Below are 16,866 nucleotides of genomic sequence, written 5' to 3'. Positions count from 1 at the left end.
ACGAGGGGGACACAGCCCCACGGGACCCACGGCGGCGAACATGTCCGGGCTGCCGGCCTCGGTGACCGTATCCGACCCGCCCACGGTGCCCGCGCCCCAGGCACCCGACGACGCCGACGACGAGGGGTCCGCCACATGACCACCGGCGCCCGGGCTCCGCTCCTGGCCAAGGACTCCGGCCAGGGCGATCCCGCAGACGGCGACCGCTACGCGGGGCGCCATGTGCCCGCTTGGCTCCGGGAGACCAGCACCTGTTTCCTGACCAATCCGCAGCTTGTGCTGTACGGCAACATCCGCGACCGCTATCTGGTGCCCGACCAGGCGTCCTGGCGACTGCCCGACGTCCGGGAGGCCCTGTGGTGGCTGATGGAACCGCTGGGCTATCGCTTCCTGCTGGTCGCCGATCCCGTCGACGGACTTCAGGTGCTGCCCTCCGGTGACGAAGCGGTCCTGGAGAGCGCCACGGCGCTGGCCGGAGTCTCGCTCGGCAACGGCAGGCCCCTGAGTCTGGACAGCCTCCTGGGTGTGGTGCGCGCCGTGGCCGGCAGCAAGGACACCAAGGTCGGCATCATGGTCGACTACGCCTCGCGCCTGGTACGTGACGTCCGCCAACTTTCCCCGGAGGAACACTACTTCTTCGCCGCGTGCGAGAAGCTTTCCCACACCTCGCAGCCGGTGCGGCTGCCGGACCGCCAGGCGACCCCGCGCTACAACCCGGTGCTGTGGGTGGCGAACAACGACCGGGACCTCCCGGCCTGGTTCACCGCCGACTCGATGGCGGTGCGGCGGATCGCCGTGCCGCTTCCTGACCTCGGGGACCGCAAGATGGCCGCCGAACTGCTCTCCCAGGGGCTCGCCTCGCAGCTGCCCGGCGGCAGCGCCCCGGACGACATCGCCTACCGGTTCGCCGAGCAGACCGAGTCCCTGACCATCCGCAGCATGATGGAGATCGTCCGGCTGGCACGTACCAGCGAAGGCGCTGTCGACTCGATCGAGGCAGCGGCACGCTGCTACCGGGTGGGGATCTCCGACAACCCGTGGAGCAAGCCTTTCCTGCGGGAGCGCCTCAACACCGCCGCCGAGCGGATCGGGAGACGGGTCCGCGGCCAGGACGAGGCCATCGGGCAGTCCGTCGACATCATCATCCGCTCCGTCATGGGACTTTCGGGTGCGCAGGCCGCCTCGAACGCCTCAAGACCGCGCGGGGTGCTGTTCTTCGCCGGGCCCACCGGGGTGGGGAAGACCGAACTGGCGAAGTCGCTGACCGAGCTGATCTTCGGGGACGAGCGGGCCTACATCCGCTTCGACATGACCGAGTTCTCCGAAGAACACTCCGCGGCGCGGCTGATCGGTGCTCCCCCCGGGTACATCGGCCACGACGCGGGCGGTGAACTCACCAACTCCGTCCGCGAGCGGCCGTTCAGCCTCATCCTCTTCGACGAGATCGAGAAGGCCCACCCGCGGATCCTGGACAAGTTCCTGCAGATCCTGGACGACGGCAGGCTCACCGACAGCACCGGCTCCACGGTGTACTTCTCCGAAGCCGTCCTGGTGTTCACCTCCAACCTCGGAATGTCCGTGATCGACGAGCGGGGCATGCCGGTGCAGAACGTCACCCCCGATGACACCCGAGAGGACCTCGTCAGCCGGATCTCCGCGGCCGTCAAGGAGCACATCGCGGAGGAGCTGAACCGTCCGGAACTGCTCAACCGGCTGGGCGACAACATCGTGGTGTTCAACTTCATCGACCCCGTCGCCGCCCAGGAGATCTTCGACCAGCTCATCCAGCGCATCTTCACCCTGGTGGAGAAGGAGCGGAAGGTGAAGCTGACCCTCGCCCCCGAAGCCCGGCAGACGCTGTTGGCAGCCGCCACGGCGGACATCGCCTTCGGCGGCCGGGGCATCGGGTCGGTGCTCGAGATGGCGCTGATCAATCCGCTGGCCCGGGCCTTGTTCGCGCAGGGCTACCATCTGGCGCCCGAGCAGTGCATCACCGACGTCGCGCGCCGTTCGGCAGGCTGGCAGGTGACGCTGCGATGACCACACCGCGGGACCCTCGCGAGGCGCTGCGGACCCGGCTGGAGAACACACCGCAGGTCCCCGCCGAGGCGCTGCGTACGCGCCTGGAACCGGGACCTTCGGAGCCGTCCGCCGAACCGGAGATGCTCACCGTCCTTCCGAGACAACTGGCTGCCCGCTTCCGGCTGCTGAGTGAACTCCCGGCCGCGGGAGCGGAAGCGAACCTGATGGTCGTCGCGGACGACCAGGGTCGTGAACTCGTCGCGAAGATCTACCGGCGCAGCGGCCAGCAGGCGTCGCGCCAGGTGTGGGCTGAGATCCCACGGCTGGCCAACCCCTATATCGTGCGGGTGCTGGAGACCGGTGAGGCTGGGCAGCGCGACTTCGAACTGATGGAGTACGTCCGCGGCGGCAACCTCGCTCAGTTCGTGGGACACACCGCAGTTGGCGACCCAGCGGCGCTGGTCACCGAGATGGTGCGACAGATCTCCTCGGCGCTGTCCGCCCTGCATGGCGTCGGCATCATCCACCAGGACCTGAAACCGGAGAACGTTCTCGTCCGGTCCCGCAGCCCCTTGGACCTCGCGCTCTCCGACTTCGGCGTGAGCAGGGTGCTCGATCAGACCCGGGCCGAGGCCACGGCCGCGGGGACCCTGGCCTATCTCGCCCCCGAACTGCTGCTGAGCAGCGGCGGCCAGACCTCGCGAGCCCGCGACTGGTGGGCACTGGGCATGATGGCCCGCGAACTCCTCTTGGGCCAGAGGCCTTTCGAGGACATGGTCAAGCCGGCCATCGACGCCGCTGTCATGCTCCGCGGCATCGACCTCGACGGCGTGACCGATCCCCGTCTGCGGATGCTGTGCGCCGGCCTGCTCACCCGTGATCCCGAAGACCGGTGGGGCGCCTCCCAGGTCGAAAGCTGGCTCGCCGGTGGAAGCCCCGTGGTCGCCTACACCGCACCGCCCGCCGGACCGCACCGCACCAAGGACACCCTGCCCCTGGTCCTGCGCTCGGTCCGCTACACCACGCCGGAAGACCTGGCCACCGCCTTGTGCGAGAAGGATGTGTGGAACGCGGCGGCCCGCAGCTACTTCACCGGCATGGGGCCCGCCCACCAGCCGTCCGAGGGATGGCGCGCGCTGCGTAGGTGGCTCCGACAGTTCGACGACCCCGACCAGTACGACGTGGAGGAGCTGCAGGACCTCGTCGATCACCAGCTCACCGACCCGTCCCTGGGTCCTGATGCGCGGGTCCTCCGGCTGCTCCGCACGCTCGCTCCGCAGACCCCGGCCATGTGCCGCGGACTGCGCATCGACCGCGAAAACCTCCTGGTGATCGCCCGGCACGCTCTGGCCGCACCGACCGCCGCCGACGACAACCTCCAACTCGTCGAGGCCCTGTGGCACCAGAACCTCCTGGCGGAACTGTCGGCCTGCCCGGCATCCTCCGAACTCGGCCGCATCAACACCGCCTGGCACGCGGACCACCAAAGCAGCGGGCAGGTACTCGGGGGACTGCGGCAGTCGGTTCCCCCGGCCGCCCAGCAGACGCTGTCGGCCGCACCGGACGCCCGCACGGTGCTCGCTCCGCTGCTGTGTCTGCTCCTGGGCACCCAGGAGGATGCCACCGGGCTGTGGATGCAACTCGACCAGGTCTCCACCAGGACGGCCGCCGTCGGCTGGTTCACCGTCGCCCGTGGACAGGCCGGCGGCGGTCATGGGGCGCTGGTCGCGCTGCGCCAACTCGTTCCGGCCGCGCTCGCCGAGACCGAGCAGACCGAGCGGCGGATCGCCGCGGCCGAAGCCACCCGCCGCGCGCAGGCAGCCCACTGGGCGTATCTGGAGACCCAACGGACCTCCACCGACGCGGTGTCAGCGGCCACCGTACGAGCGGTGGGATCGCTGGCCCTGTACGGGCTGGGCATGGTGGTCCTGGCCATGCTTGGTGCCCAGGCCTTCGACACCGCCGAAACAGCGCTGCCCAGCCTGGTCATCGGGGTGGTCATGCTTCTGATCCAGATCGTGCTGGAGGTCGCCCTGGCACGGGAAGTCGGCGCGGAGTACGCCCGCGGATACACCCTCTTCAGCCAGGCGGGCAGCGGATTCCGCCGCGCAGGCCAGCACAGAGGCGCCGGTTACGGCTGCCTCGTCATCATCCTCGCGCCCGTCGTCCTGTCCGTGCTCGTCACCATCCCCGCCGTGATCTACGCGGTGCTGCTGACCTATCACCTGCGGTCCCTGTCACGAAGACGAGCGCTGTGGAGGGGCCGCTACGCCGCGGCGTACGCCAGGGTCGTGAGCCAGCGATGAGCGGAGGGTCCGTGATTGGCCTCGCGGCGCCGCTGGCAGTCGGCGCCGTTCTGGGATACGCCGCAGGCGCGGCGGTATCGGTCGCCCTGAGCGCAGGGCTGACAGCGGTGGGCGCGACCATGGAACGGCGTCAGCACCACTGGGACCAGCAGCGGTGCGCGGAGGCCGTCTGGGAGGAGGCCGTCGCCGAAGTGCTCGCCCGCAACGCCCGGATCGAGGTGACCGGCGCAGCCCTGAGCGCCTACGGGCACCTGCCGCATCGGCTGCCGGGGCCACTGGCACTGTCTCGCCAGCAGATCCACGAACTGCGCGCCTGGTGCGCGGCAGCGGACCAGGCCCTGGCCGTGGCGGAGAACCTGCTGATGGAGCAGGACGCCCGGCAAGCCGCCGCCTGGCTGACAACCGGACCGGCCCAAGGGGAACGTCCGGCTCCCGCGGCACCCCACCCCGCCACCGGGCCCGCCCGCGACCACCACCGCAACGAGCATGCCGTAGACCCCGCGGCCGATGAACGTGAATCCGCGGTACGGGCCGTACGCCGTCTGCCGCCGGCGGTGCCCCATGCGGAACGCCTGCGCATCACGGCGGCAGCGGCTCGCGTAGGCGCCGCGACCACGGCCATCGAAGCCCGTAACCGACTGGACGACCTGCGCAGGCGCGTGGATCTGGCCCGGGCGGAGTCCCAGCGGCGGATGGCAGACGCCCAGGACGCCGCCGCGTTCCTCCAGGTCCTCAGCCACGTCCAGGACCAGGAGGCCGCTTCGCTGCGGGAAACCCTTCAGGCGGTCGTACGCGCCGAACAACCCCTGGAATCTGCCCTGCGCCAGGCGGCCGTGCACTGGGCGGAGACGGTACGCGACGTCGCGGAACAGCACCACGTACGGCAGGTACTCATCGAGTCGCTGCAGGAGATGGGCTATGAGGTCTCCGGGGACTTCTCCACCGTCACCGTCGAGCAGGGGGCGTTCGCCGTTTCCCATGCGTCCTGGCGTGAACACGAGGTCCGCATGGTCCTTGATGACGACAGTCGTGAGCTGCGTGCCGTGGTGGTCCGTACAGGCGGCACACGGAGTATGAACAGCGCACGCGCCGACGTCGAACGCGAGGAGCAGTGGTGCGGCAGCCTGGAACACCTGCAGAGCCAGCTGGCCGAGCAGGGCGTGGGTGTGGCCGTCCGTACTCTGACCGCCCCCGGGACACGGCCGACACCCATGACCAACACTCTCAAGACCAGCGACCACGACCAGCAGACCACCGACACCGGCCATGCAGAGCAGCAAGGACGATGACATGACGCGTATCGCGGTGAACCGACTGCACCATCCCGTCAGCGTGCTCGGCCATGGCGTCCGCGCCGGTGTGTGGGTCCAGGGCTGCACGCTGGCCTGCCCGGGATGCATGTCCCGCGACACGTGGGAGCCCGAGCCGGACTCCGAGGTGGAGGTGGGGGCGGTGCTCGACTGGGTGAGCCGGCTCCCCGGTCCGCTGGACGGCATCACCGTGTCCGGCGGTGAGCCCTTCCAGCAGAGCGGCCCGCTCACCGAACTCCTGGCGGGCCTGAAGGAACTCGCCGCCTCCAGCGCGGTTCGGTGCGATCTGCTGGTCTTCTCCGGCTACGCGTGGGCCGGACTGCGCGACGGCGCCCGCCACCAGGCGGCGCTGGCGCTGTGCGACGCGGTCGTAACGGGCCCTTACGTGGCCCGCCGCAACACTGGCAGTCCGCTGCGCGGCTCCGACAACCAGCAGGTCCTCACCCTGACTCCGCTGGGCCACGAGCGCTACGGCCCCGTTGCGCTCGCCCACTACGCACAACGCCGCATCCAGGCAACGACGAACGGCAGCGAACTGCGCATGATCGGGATCCCGCAATCCGGAGACCTGGCCCGATGGAAGGCCGCCGCCGAGGCCAAAGGCGTGGCATGGACGGGGACATCATGGAGCGCCTGACCTGCGCCCGATGCGGATCCGATGTGGGCGCTGACGAGGTGGCCTGCCCGGAATGCTCGGCCATGCTCACCACACAGGGCACGGTCCTCGTGGTCCCCGGCGGCGTGACCACCGGGATGCCGGTCCTGCCGCCGGGGAAAGCGGGTCCCACCGCGGCACCGATGCCGGAGCACACTACCTGCCCGTACTGCCAAGCACCGGTCGCCCCGGGCGACCCGGTCTGCATGAAGTGCGTCAGGGAACTGCCTTCCACACGCTCGGATGCCGGCGATGCCTTGCGCACCACTTTGGAACCCCGCGCTTCAACACTGCACCTGAGCTTCACCACCGGAAGCGTCTCGGTACAGCCTGGACAGGAGGTCACTCTGGGACGGGACCCCCGTCACACGTCAGCGTCTCCCCGACTCGCAGCCTTCGACAACGTTTCCCGTACGCACGCAACCGTCGGCCTGACCCGGGAAGGTGCTGCTTGGCTTCGTGACGAAGGATCCGCCAACGGCACCTGGGCCGACGAAGAACCGGTGCCGGCAGGCGAGATACGCCCGCTCCACGACGGCAGCGTGATCCGACTGGCCTCCAACGTCAGGGCCGGGGTCCGGCTCTACGCAAGCGCCTCGCCCGCGCAAGCACACAGATCAGCGGGTGCGGACTCCCAGTGAGCCCTGGTGCCGAGGGCGCGGATGCCGAACAGGCCGCGGAACTCACATAGTGGTCGGGTCGGGGCATGGCACCTGGCACGAACGGGCGCGGGACGCCGCGCCGGTCCCCGCGCCCGTACGAGAGATGGCGACGATTGTTCACGTCTCCCATGGCTTTGCGGGCGATCCGTCAGCTGCTAGTCCGAACCGCCTCATCCGCCGCGCACCCTCCTCGTCACCTCCCCGCTCCCGGAACGCCGCCATGTCAAACAGGGTCTGGGCGTATCCGGCATCGATCGCCTGCCGGTGCAGACCTTCCGCTTCCTGCGGGTCCCCGGCCTCCCAACGCAATCGCGCCAGTTCTCCCAGGGCGTGGTGGTAACCGGCGTCGGCAGATCTCCGGTACAGCCTTTCCGCTCCCTGCAGGTCACCGGCCTCCTCCCGCAACCCGGCAAGGTCACCGAGGGAATCGGAACATCCGGCGTCGATGGCCTGCTGGTGCAGCCGCTCCGCTCCTTGAAGGTTGCCGGCCTCCTGGCGCGATCGCGCCAAGTCCCCTAGGGCCTGTCTGATGGGCCGGTGACGAACCGAGACGAGAACTCGTTGGCCACTGCCAACAGGCCTTGTATACGCACGGTTTGACTCGCCTCTGTCGTCGGGTTGAAGCGCGCACCACCCTGGCAGGGGTTCGCCGCATGCAGCAGGGGACGTTCAGCCGCGGGCCCCGGTCCCCGAGGTCGGGCTCGGGGTAGAGACGCGGAAGGCCCCGCACGGAACCGGCCGGGGGTCACGTGTGGGGCCGCGCTCACGGAGTGGGGGCGGTCAGCCTGCGGTCAGGGTGTACGTACCCGTACCGTCCGGCCGGCCGCTGGAGTACTGGCGGATCAACTCCCCGTCCGCGTAACGGTCGTGGCCCATCATGGAGCCGGTGTACTTGTTCTGTAGACCGATCTTCGAGCTGCCGGGTACGTCGCGGTAGATGTAGAACCGCTGGAGGTCGTCCTCCCCGCAGGTGGCCGTCGTCAGGTAGGCCTGCTCCTGGTTGGCGATGTTCGCCGGGACGGTCGCGCATCCGCCGTTGCCCCAGTTCCACAGGGACGCTTCGATGACTCCGTTGTTCTCCGTGACGTTGCACAGGCGCCAGTTGTCCAGGTGGGCGCTGAAGAAGTTGGATTCGCGCAGGCGGATGCCGTCGTTGGCGAGGAGCGGTGCGCTCCAGTTCAGGGGCTTGCCGGGGACGTCGATCCTGTAGACGGCGGGTTGGCAGTCCAGGGCGGCCCGCGTGTTGGGGGCCGGGCTCCCGGTGGCCTTCACGCTCTTCTCAGCCTTGGCGGCTGCTTCGTGCCCGGCCTTGGCGGCCTCGGCCTTCGCCGAGGGGACCGGCCCAGCCGGGTGTTTCGCGATGGCGGCGGGCGAGCCGCAGTCGAGGAGGTCCTGTGCCTTGCGCATGATGCTGTTGGCGGGGACCTTGTCCTCGCAGCGCACCGCGCCTTCCTCGAGGGTGGTGAAGGTGGTGTAGCTGCCGGTGTCGGGGCCCTCGGTCCACTTCAACGCCCAGCTGCCGTCGCCCTGTTGGGTGCGGTTGCAGTTGAGGCTGCCGTAGGTGCCGGTGACCTTCTTGGTGCCCTCGTAGAGCCCGTAGTAGCCGGGCTGGTAGAAGTCCCAGGTGATGGACTTGTTGGTGCTGCTGGTGGTGGTGTAGTTGACCTGGACGTTCAGGCCGAGGCTCGCGCCGACGGTGCCGAGGGCCTCGACGGCGAAGCTGCCCTGAACGCTGCCGTTGACGCCCACGGAGACCGAAATGGTTTCCTGGACGTTGGTGGAGATGGTCTGGGTACCGGTTGAGCCCTGGGTGACGTACCAGCCCTTGAAGTGGGTGATGGCCGGGGACACTTCGGTGGACTTGATGACCGGGTGGCGGGTACCGAGATCGGCTGCGGTGCAGGTCTGGCCGGGCTGGATCGTCTGCCCGGAGGCGGCCGGGGTAGCGGCGGCCGGGGTGGCGGCCAGGCCCACGGCGGCCGTCGCGGTGGCTATGAGCGCTCCGAGCCCTCTGCCCAGGCGGTTTCTTGTGCGGCGCATCGTTGCTTCCCCCTGTGTGTGGTCTGTGAGGCGAGTGTGAGGGAAACTAGCGCCGCCGAGGGCGGCAGGTCCATACCACAACTGGCCAATTGCGATCAAGAACTGTCGCGTTCTCGGTTGGCATGAACGGGAGTTGCCAGGTTCCATACCTTCGGTGTGCCCGCCACGGGGCCACCGACGGAAGGGATCACCTTTTGAAACACCTCAGACGCGGCCTGTCGGCGATAGCCGCACTGGTCTTCACCGCATCCCTGTGCGCCGCAGGCACCGCCCCCGCTACCGCCGCTCCGCCCGCCAGCGCGGCCCCGCCCGGTCACGGAACGTGCGTGGCCACCGCCCCCGGTACCCCGCTCCAGCGCCAGGGCACGGCCTGGACGTGCGTGAGGACCACCGACACCGCCCCCGCAGGTGCCGCCGCCCCCACCTCCGCCGCCCTCGCACCAGCGGCCCGCGCCCAGGCCGCCGATCCCAAGCCGAATCCCGGGCTGGGGATGTGTACCGGGACCGATCCCCGCCAGTCCAGCCGCAAGGCCTACTGCGTACGCCACTGGGTCATCTATGAGGCCCTCGGCAAGGACGGGAGCGTAGCCGACCACGCCACGGTGTTCGTCGCGGCGGCGGCGTCCATGGACTCCCAGCCTCAGGCGGCGTGGTCGGAGGACATCATCACCGAGGTCGTCGAGATGACGGAGAAAATGCCCCCCGTCACGATGGCCCTGAGCTCGACCTGCAGTGGCCAGTGCACGTCCGGGTCGTCGGCCTGGGACGGCGCGGCCGTTCGCTTCCGCCGCCTCCACGAGGGCAAGGACGGCACCCTGAGCTACCGCTCGTCCGTGGGCAAGGGCTTCAACACGACGATCCTGCCGACCTACCGCGTGGAGGGGGCCATCCTCAACGGGTCGGGGCCGCCCACGCACATCCGCCCGGAGTGGAACGGCATCGAGGTTCGCTGTGACGATGACTCGGGCAGCTGGCCCGGCTGCATCGTCCCGGGCCACCTGGCCAACGTGACGTTCAGCAAGGCCCGGTACCGGGGGGCGGCCATCGCCTATGAGTGGGCGCAGAAGAACCTGACCGGCAAGTACGGCGACCACGACCACCCGCTGAACCGGTTCACCGACCCTCTCGACCCGAAGAACGACAAACGGCGTGACAAGACCTGTGGCATTGGCGGGCCGAACAAGTTCGTGGGGGGCGCCACCGGTGTCCCCAACGACTCCTGTGACGAGTACCCCTTCGCCGGGTCCTGGCAGGGCGGCAACGACGGGAACCAGTGCGTAGACATCACCCCGCGTGCGGTCGGCGGCGTGTGGGACATCGCGAACGTCACCGTCGACCGGGCCGCCCAGCCCACCCCGCCCTACAACGCGCCCTGCATCCGGGCCCATGTCGACAACAAGGACAACGGTGACGCGGGTCTGGAGTACGGGCGGGCGATACAGTCCGACCGCATCATCGACAGCGAAGCCTTCGAGGTAATCATCGCCCCGTGACCGGGGCGGTGCCGCAGGGCCGCCCTCTGCCTGGGGGCGGCCCAACCCCCTGGCCGTGGCGGCGATTAGGACGTGGTGACAGCCGGCGTGCGCTGCCTGCCATACGATCTGTTCCGCGCCTTGTGCATCGTTGGCCCCCTCACGGGACAGCGCGAGGTCCGTCCAGGCGTTGGCGTGGCTCGCCTCGATGGCCTGCCGGTACAGCCGTTCCGCGCCCTGCAGGTCACCGGCGTCCTGGCGTAGCCGCGCCAGAGCCGTCAGGGCATCAGCCTCCCCGGCGTCGATGGCCTGCTGGAAGAGCCGTTCTGCACCCTGCGGGTCACCGGCCTGCTCGAGCAATCGAGCCAGAGCAAGGCAGGCATGAGGGTGACCGGTCCTGGCCGCCCGCCCGCACAGGGCCGCGGCGATGCGGTCCCGCTCCGCCAGGATGTCTCCTGACCCCTCCATACCACCTGCGCCTCGTCGGGGCCCGCCACCTCCAGAGCGGCGGTCCTCTGGTCCGGACGCTCCAGCTCTGTGCGCTCGCGCTGCTGGTTCCCGTGGCCGGACAACCGGGCCACCCGGGATCGGAACCCGGTCGACCCGTCGGTGCCCGCGGCCTGCGGAACAGCAGTGCCTCCCACCGCAGCCAGTGCGGTTGGCGCCTCTTCCAGCATCGCTGCCCCCCGGTGACTTTGGTCGACCGTATCGCCGCCTCAGTGCGCGTGCCCGGTAGCGTTCCCTCCGGTGGAGGGACTCATGCGGCCATCACACCGAAGGCGACGGTGCGAGAACTGCCGCGGTGTTCTCGTCCCCAGACACGGAGTCCGGCCAGGCCAACGAGAGCGAGCAGCGCGAGCGGTACCTCTGACCGGCCTGTACGAGCGATGCCGTCAGCGCCGCCTTGTGCGCCTTGGACCATGGGAAGGCGCCACAGGATGGCCCAGCGGCGAGTGAACGACCAGTCATGGTACGGGGAGCATCAAAAGCGCCCGCCGATGGGGCTGGTGACCGATGGCATGGCCGGCTGAGGCAGTTCGGGCATCCGAGGAAGCTGCGGCGCGCGGGGTACTGCCTTTCCCGCTGTGGGCGCGATCCCCTGTGCATCCGCCTCGCCACTCCCATCCGCAGTATCCGGAACGTGTCATTTCGCCTGCCCGGCCAGTCTCGGCGTGAACCCGCCGCGCGGCTCGCGGATGCACCCCCACTGGGGCTCCCGAACAGGAGATCCCCGGTGTCGTCCAAACGCTTCGGAGGCTCACCGCTGACCGGCAGCCGGCCACTCCGAGCCGCCCCGACTGCTCATTTGGAACAGCGACCCAGGGGGACCGGGGTTACGGCGCCATGAGTCGGACGATCTCGCGCGGGCGCGATTCGCGCTCGTCGTAGGCGATGTCCAGCCCTGCCGCTTTGACCGCTGCGAACGATGTAGCGAATGCCTCCTCGGACTCCCATTGCACAATCGACACCACCGCCTCGCCGTCGGCGGACACCCAGCAGTCAGCTGAGAGGCATCCCGGTGTCCGCCCAAATTCCTCGGCGACTCGCTGGACGCGTAAGACGAACTGTTCGCGGTGCGAAGGATGCGGATAGTGGCTGGCTACCATGCCCATCTTCACGATGCTCTCCCTGCGTTCCCCGACGTTACGTCGGCTGGTGGAATGACTCGTGATCGATCCTCACATGAACGGGGGCGCCCCATGGTGGATGCGATGCGTTTCCAGGGGAAGTAGTAGCCGCGCACAGGTGCTGCCTCGGATGTGCAGGTGATCCAACGGGCCTGGTAGACGGTGCTCATGGCTCCGGCCTCGGAGACCTCAGGGAGCAATGCCGACGCCTTCGATGCGGCTCCAGCGCTTCTCCTGGGCGGCGGTCATGGCCGGCCAGTGGCGTCCGCCCGGCCGTGCATTGACCCGTGAGGCGTAGGAGTCCGGGTGGAAGTTCGGGTGATCTTTGTGTTCATAGTGTTCGCTCAGCCATGGCTTGGCGCGGGCTCGGGACCGGGGGCCCACCCAGGAACTCCAGTGCCGCACGCCGACGCCTCGCCGCCGCCGGTCAGGCCTCCGCTCGTTCGGGGTGGGTCAGGTTGGTCCCGGTGGCGGGGTCGAACACGTGGATCCGAGGGGTGTTGATCCACAGCTCCAAGGGCTCGCCCTCGGCAGCGCGGGTGGCGGGGCTGAGGCGGGCGACGATCTGGTGTCCCTGCATGCCGGTGTCCGCGCGGCCGGAGTCCGCGGCGAGCTCGGCGAGTTCGGCGGAGCCGGCGGGCCCGCCCTCCTCGGTGAAGTGGACGTAGACGTCGGAGCCGACCGACTCACGCACCTCTACGGTGGCGGTACACACCAGCCCGGCCCCCCGCTGCTCGGTCAGGGCGGCGTCCTCGAAGTCCTCGGGGCGGATGCCGACGATGAGGTCCCGGGAGACGTTCCCCTGTTCCAGCACGCGCCGCGCCCGGTCCTCGAGCGGGAGGTCACCGAGCGAGGTCCGCAGGACACCGTTCCCCAGGGTGGCACCGAGGAAATTCATGCCGGGGGAGCCGATGAAGCCGGCGACGAAGAGGTTGACCGGTGCGTCGTAGAGGTGCTGCGGCGTGCCGACCTGCTGGACGAGGCCGCCGCGCATCACCACGACACGGTCGCCCAGGGTCATGGCCTCGACCTGGTCGTGGGTGACGTAGACGGTGGTGGTGCCGAGGCGGCGCTGCAGGGCGGCGATCTGCGTGCGCATCTGGACCCGGAGCTTGGCGTCGAGGTTGGAGAGCGGCTCGTCCATCAGGAAGGCCTTGGGGTCGCGGACGATGGCGCGGCCCATCGCGACCCGCTGGCGCTGGCCGCCGGAGAGGTTGGCGGGTTTGCGGTCCAGATGCTGGGTGAGGTCGAGGATACGGGCGGCCTCCTCCACCTTGGCGTTGACGACGGCCTTGTCGGTCTTGGCGAGTCTGAGCGCGAAGCCCATGTTCTCGCGGACGTTCATGTGCGGGTAGAGGGCGTAGCTCTGGAACACCATGGCGATGTCGCGGTCCTTGGGGGCGCGGTCGTTGACGACCTGCCCGTCGATCCGCAGGGTGCCCTCGGTGATGTCCTCCAGGCCCGCGATCATGTTGAGGGTGGTGGACTTGCCGCAGCCGGAGGGGCCGACCAGGATGACGAACTCCCCTTCGGCGATGGTGAGGTTGAAGTCGTTCACGGCAAGGGCGCCGTCGGGGTAGCGCTTGGTGATGCCGTCGAGGACGATCTCGGCCACGGTCTGCCTTCCTGGTCCCGCCCGGGTGGGCCGGTTATCCCTTGACTGCGCCGGCGGTGAGGCCGGCGACGATGCGGCGTTGGAACAGCAACACGAAGATCACGATGGGTACGGTGATCACCACGGCCGCCGCGGCGATGGATCCGGCGGGCTGCTGGAACTGCGAACTACCGGTGAAGAAGGCGATCGCCGCCGGGACGGTGCGGGCGGCGGTGGTGGACGTCAGCGAGATCGCGAACAGGAAGTCGTTCCAGCAGAAGATGAAGACCAGGATCGCGGTGGTGAACACGCCGGGCGCGGCGAGCGGTGCGATCACCAGGCGGAACGCCTGGGCCGGGGTGGCGCCGTCCATCTTGGCGGCCTTCTCCAGGTCCCAGGGGATCTCCCGGAAGAACGCGGACAGCGTGTAGATCGCCAGCGGCAGGGAGAAGGTCATGTAGGGGATGATCAGTCCCGGCCAGGTGTCGAAGATCCCGAGCACCCGCTCGATGTTGAACAGCGGCGAGACCAGCGAGATCGGTGGGAACATCGCGATCAGCAGCGACATCCCGATCAGCAGCCGCTTGCCGGGGAATCGGAGCCGGGCGACCGCGTAGGCGGCCATCGTGCCGAGGACGACCGCGATCGTGGTGGCGATCAGGGCGATACCGATCGAGTTGATCAGCGCCCGAGTGAACTCCGAGGTCTGGAAGATGCCACGGTAGTTCGCCCAGGTCCATTTGCGCGGGATGAAGTTGCCGTCGCTGAGGGTGCTCGGGTCCTTGAACGAGAGCGCCACGATCCACCAGACCGGGAACAGCGCATACAGCACCACGATGAGGTTGACGACGCTCCAGCTGGTCAGGGTCTTCCCGCGGTGGGACATCATCGCCGCTCCGGTTCGCCGCCCGGCGCCGCGGCGCCGAAGATCTTGATGAAGATGAAGGCGAGCACCGCCACGCACAGGAAGATCAGCACCGAGATCGCCGACCCGATGCCGAGGTTGAGGGCGGTGAACAGGTTGTCGTAGCCGAGGATCGAGACCGATCCGGTGTCGTTCGAGCCGCCCGTCAGGACGTAGATGTTGTCGAAGATCCGGAACGCGTCCAGGGTGCGGAACAGCAGGGCGACCAGGATGGCCGGCTTCATCAGCGGCAGGATCACCAGCCGCAGCCGTTGCCAGAAGGTGGCACCGTCGACCATCGCGGCCCTGACCGTCTCACCCGGGACGAGCGCCAGGCCGGCGAGCAGCAGCAGCGCCATGAACGGCGTGGTCTTCCACACCTCGGCCAGGATGATCAGTCCGATGGCCTGCCATTGGTCGGTCAGCGGCGCGCTGCCCGCGGGCAGCAGCGCCGCGAGGTAGCCGGTCCCGGGGGTCCACGCGTACTGCCACGAGTACGCGGCGACGACGGTGACGATGCCGTACGGGATCAGGACGGCGGTACGGACGGTGCCCCGGCCGAAGACGGCCCGGTGCATCACCAGCGCCAGCGCCATGCCGAGGACCAGCTCGATCGCCACCGACACCACCGTGATGAGGGCGGTCACCCACAGGGCCTGCCACCAGAACGGCGAGGACAGCACAGCTCCGTAGTTGCCGAACCCGACCCACTTGGCCTGCGCGGGGAACCGCAGGTCGTAGCGCTGGAGCGAGAGGTAGACCGCGTAGGCGATCGGGTAGGCGGTGACGGCGACCATCACGATCACTGCCGGCGCGCAGAGCAGCAGGCCGAGCCGGCGCTCCTGGCGGGCGCCCTCGGACAGTTCGGCGCGGCCGTGCCCGGCGGCGGCCTTCGTGGATGTGCTCACGGAATCAACCCCTTGGAACCGAGGGCGTCCTCGATCTGGCCCCGGAGGTCGGAGACGGTGCTCTCGGGCTGGATCCCGGCCGGTGGCGAGAGGGTGTGCGCGAGGGCGATCGACACGTTCTGGTAGGCGGGGGTCCGCGGTCGCACGCTCGCCGTGTCCAGCGCGTTCAGCACGTCGGCGGCGAAGGGATAGCTCTTGGTCAGTTCGGCGGCCTGGTAGAGACTGCGCAGCGAGGGCGGCAGGCCGCCCTTGAGGGCGTTGGTGAGCTGGTTGTCGCGGTTGCGCAGGCACAGCGTGGCCTGGAACGCGAGATCGGGGTGCTTGCTGTACGCGCCGACTGCGAGGTCGATGCCGCCGATGGTCACGGTGGCCGGCCGGCCGGCGGTCACGCCGGGGTAGGGGGCCCACCTGAAGTGTTGGAAGAGCTTCGGTTGGTTGGCCTTCATCGACGGGTAGACGAAGGGGTAGTTGAGTTCGAAGGCGGCCGTTCCGGACTCCATGGCGAGCCGGTTCTCGTCCTCCATCTGGTTGGACAGTGACGGGTCCGCGGCGGCGGACCGGGCGGTGGCGCGCATGATTCCGGCGGCGACGACGGCCGGCGGGCCGAGCGAGGGCGCCTGGGCGTCCGGGGTGAGGATCGACCCGCCCGCGCTGGTGACCAGGGTGTTGAACCAGACCGTCAGTCCCTCGTACTGGGCACCTTGGATCTCGACGTAGTGCGGCTTGCCCGCCTTCGCCAGAGCGTCGGCCTGGGCGAGCATCTCGGCCCAGCTCTTCGGAGGCACCGGCACCAGGTCGTCGCGGTACCACAGGAGCTGGGTGTTGGAGTTGTAGGGGACGGCGTACAGCCGGTCCTTCCAGGTCGCGGTCTGCACCGCGGCCTTCAGGGTGTCCGCGGTCGCCCGTGCCTTCAACGCTCCCGTCCACTCCCGGACCCAGCCCGCCTCGGCGAACTCCGCGGGCCAGGTAACGTCGAGGCCCATGATGTCGACCCCGGCGTCGTGAGCGGCCAATCGCCGCACCAACTGCTGCCGCTGCCCGTCCGCCGTCCGCGGCAGCTTGTTGTACCGGATCTGGTACTGACCCTTCGAAGCCTGGCTGCACCGCTCGGCCGCCTGTTGCAACGCGCCGGAATCGTCGGGGAAGTTGTACCAGTTCATCGTCACCGGACCGCCGCTACTGCTGCTTCCGCACCCCGCGAGAGCGGAGGCGAGCAGCGGAAGGGCGGCAATGGCGGCCGGCCACCGCGCGCGCAAGGTCCGGCGCCTACGCATCTCACACTCCTGCTGTGGGGAACCCTCCTGGGGTGCTCACGGTAGGGAGACGATCGGCATTCGGCCGGTGACACTTCCGAAGTTTCTGCCC

The 16,866-nt window shown here is 69.2% G+C and carries 12 protein-coding genes; 5 read left to right on the top strand and 7 right to left on the bottom strand.

The features are described 5' to 3' along the window. Positions 1 to 135: 135 nt before the first annotated feature. From C8250_RS01330 to C8250_RS01315, 4 genes are read left to right on the top strand one after another with little or no spacing between them, the layout of a single operon-like run. Positions 136 to 2,040 carry an AAA family ATPase gene (locus C8250_RS01330; RefSeq protein WP_138351701.1) on the top strand — a complete coding sequence of 635 codons (1,905 nt, stop codon included), beginning with the start codon at positions 136 to 138 and terminating at the stop codon, positions 2,038 to 2,040. Next, positions 2,037 to 4,328, top strand: a complete 2,292-nt coding sequence (locus tag C8250_RS01325) for a protein kinase (RefSeq protein WP_138351700.1) — start codon at positions 2,037 to 2,039, stop codon at positions 4,326 to 4,328. Before C8250_RS01330 ends, C8250_RS01325 begins: the two co-directional genes overlap by 4 nt. Before the next feature lie 11 nt (positions 4,329 to 4,339). Then, positions 4,340 to 5,617, top strand: coding sequence for a hypothetical protein (locus C8250_RS01320; protein WP_138351699.1), 1,278 nt, complete (start codon positions 4,340 to 4,342; stop codon positions 5,615 to 5,617). 1 nt (position 5,618) lies between these two features. Further along, positions 5,619 to 6,275, top strand: a complete 657-nt coding sequence (locus tag C8250_RS01315) for a 4Fe-4S single cluster domain-containing protein (protein WP_187144684.1) — start codon at positions 5,619 to 5,621, stop codon at positions 6,273 to 6,275. 797 nt (positions 6,276 to 7,072) lie between these two features. Here C8250_RS01315 and C8250_RS01305 read toward each other — a convergent pair. Together C8250_RS01305 and C8250_RS01300 are read right to left on the bottom strand one after the other, a co-directional pair. Then, entirely contained in the window at positions 7,073 to 7,465 is a 393-nt protein-coding gene (locus C8250_RS01305) for a tetratricopeptide repeat protein (protein ID WP_187144682.1), read from the bottom strand. Positions 7,466 to 7,735: 270 nt separating this feature from the next. Further along, positions 7,736 to 8,995 carry a hypothetical protein gene (locus C8250_RS01300; protein WP_138351695.1) on the bottom strand — a complete coding sequence of 420 codons (1,260 nt, stop codon included), beginning with the start codon at positions 8,993 to 8,995 and terminating at the stop codon, positions 7,736 to 7,738. A 194-nt stretch (positions 8,996 to 9,189) separates the two neighbouring features. Between C8250_RS01300 and C8250_RS01295 the strand changes: the two genes are divergently transcribed. Further along, positions 9,190 to 10,488, top strand: coding sequence for a hypothetical protein (locus C8250_RS01295; protein WP_138351694.1), 1,299 nt, complete (start codon positions 9,190 to 9,192; stop codon positions 10,486 to 10,488). Positions 10,489 to 11,801: 1,313 nt separating this feature from the next. On the opposite strand, the gene C8250_RS01290 is transcribed toward C8250_RS01295, so the two are convergent. The 5 genes from C8250_RS01290 to C8250_RS01270 all read right to left on the bottom strand — a co-directional run bounded on the left by C8250_RS01290 (position 11,802) and on the right by C8250_RS01270 (position 16,775). Beyond that, positions 11,802 to 12,080: an antibiotic biosynthesis monooxygenase gene (locus tag C8250_RS01290; protein WP_244809771.1), complete on the bottom strand. Its 279-nt coding sequence runs from the start codon at positions 12,078 to 12,080 to the stop codon at positions 11,802 to 11,804. A gap of 442 nt (positions 12,081 to 12,522) precedes the next feature. Then, positions 12,523 to 13,710, bottom strand: a complete 1,188-nt coding sequence (gene ugpC, locus C8250_RS01285; RefSeq protein WP_138351691.1) for a sn-glycerol-3-phosphate ABC transporter ATP-binding protein UgpC — start codon at positions 13,708 to 13,710, stop codon at positions 12,523 to 12,525. Positions 13,711 to 13,744: 34 nt separating this feature from the next. Then, positions 13,745 to 14,575, bottom strand: coding sequence for a carbohydrate ABC transporter permease (locus C8250_RS01280; RefSeq protein WP_187145235.1), 831 nt, complete (start codon positions 14,573 to 14,575; stop codon positions 13,745 to 13,747). After that, positions 14,575 to 15,501 (bottom strand): sugar ABC transporter permease, encoded by a 927-nt coding sequence (locus C8250_RS01275; RefSeq protein WP_138351689.1) that lies wholly within the window; start codon positions 15,499 to 15,501, stop codon positions 14,575 to 14,577. Before C8250_RS01275 ends, C8250_RS01280 begins: the two co-directional genes overlap by 1 nt. After that, the gene (locus tag C8250_RS01270) at positions 15,498 to 16,775 is read right to left on the bottom strand and encodes an ABC transporter substrate-binding protein (protein WP_138351688.1); all 1,278 of its coding nucleotides are present in this window, start codon (positions 16,773 to 16,775) and stop codon (positions 15,498 to 15,500) included. Before C8250_RS01270 ends, C8250_RS01275 begins: the two co-directional genes overlap by 4 nt. Positions 16,776 to 16,866: the final 91 nt, after the last annotated feature.

This window comes from Streptomyces sp. So13.3, from assembly GCF_005860785.2.
Lineage (GTDB): Bacteria > Actinomycetota > Actinomycetes > Streptomycetales > Streptomycetaceae > Actinacidiphila > Actinacidiphila fildesensis.
This window is presented reverse-complemented; position numbering and strand designations above follow the sequence as displayed.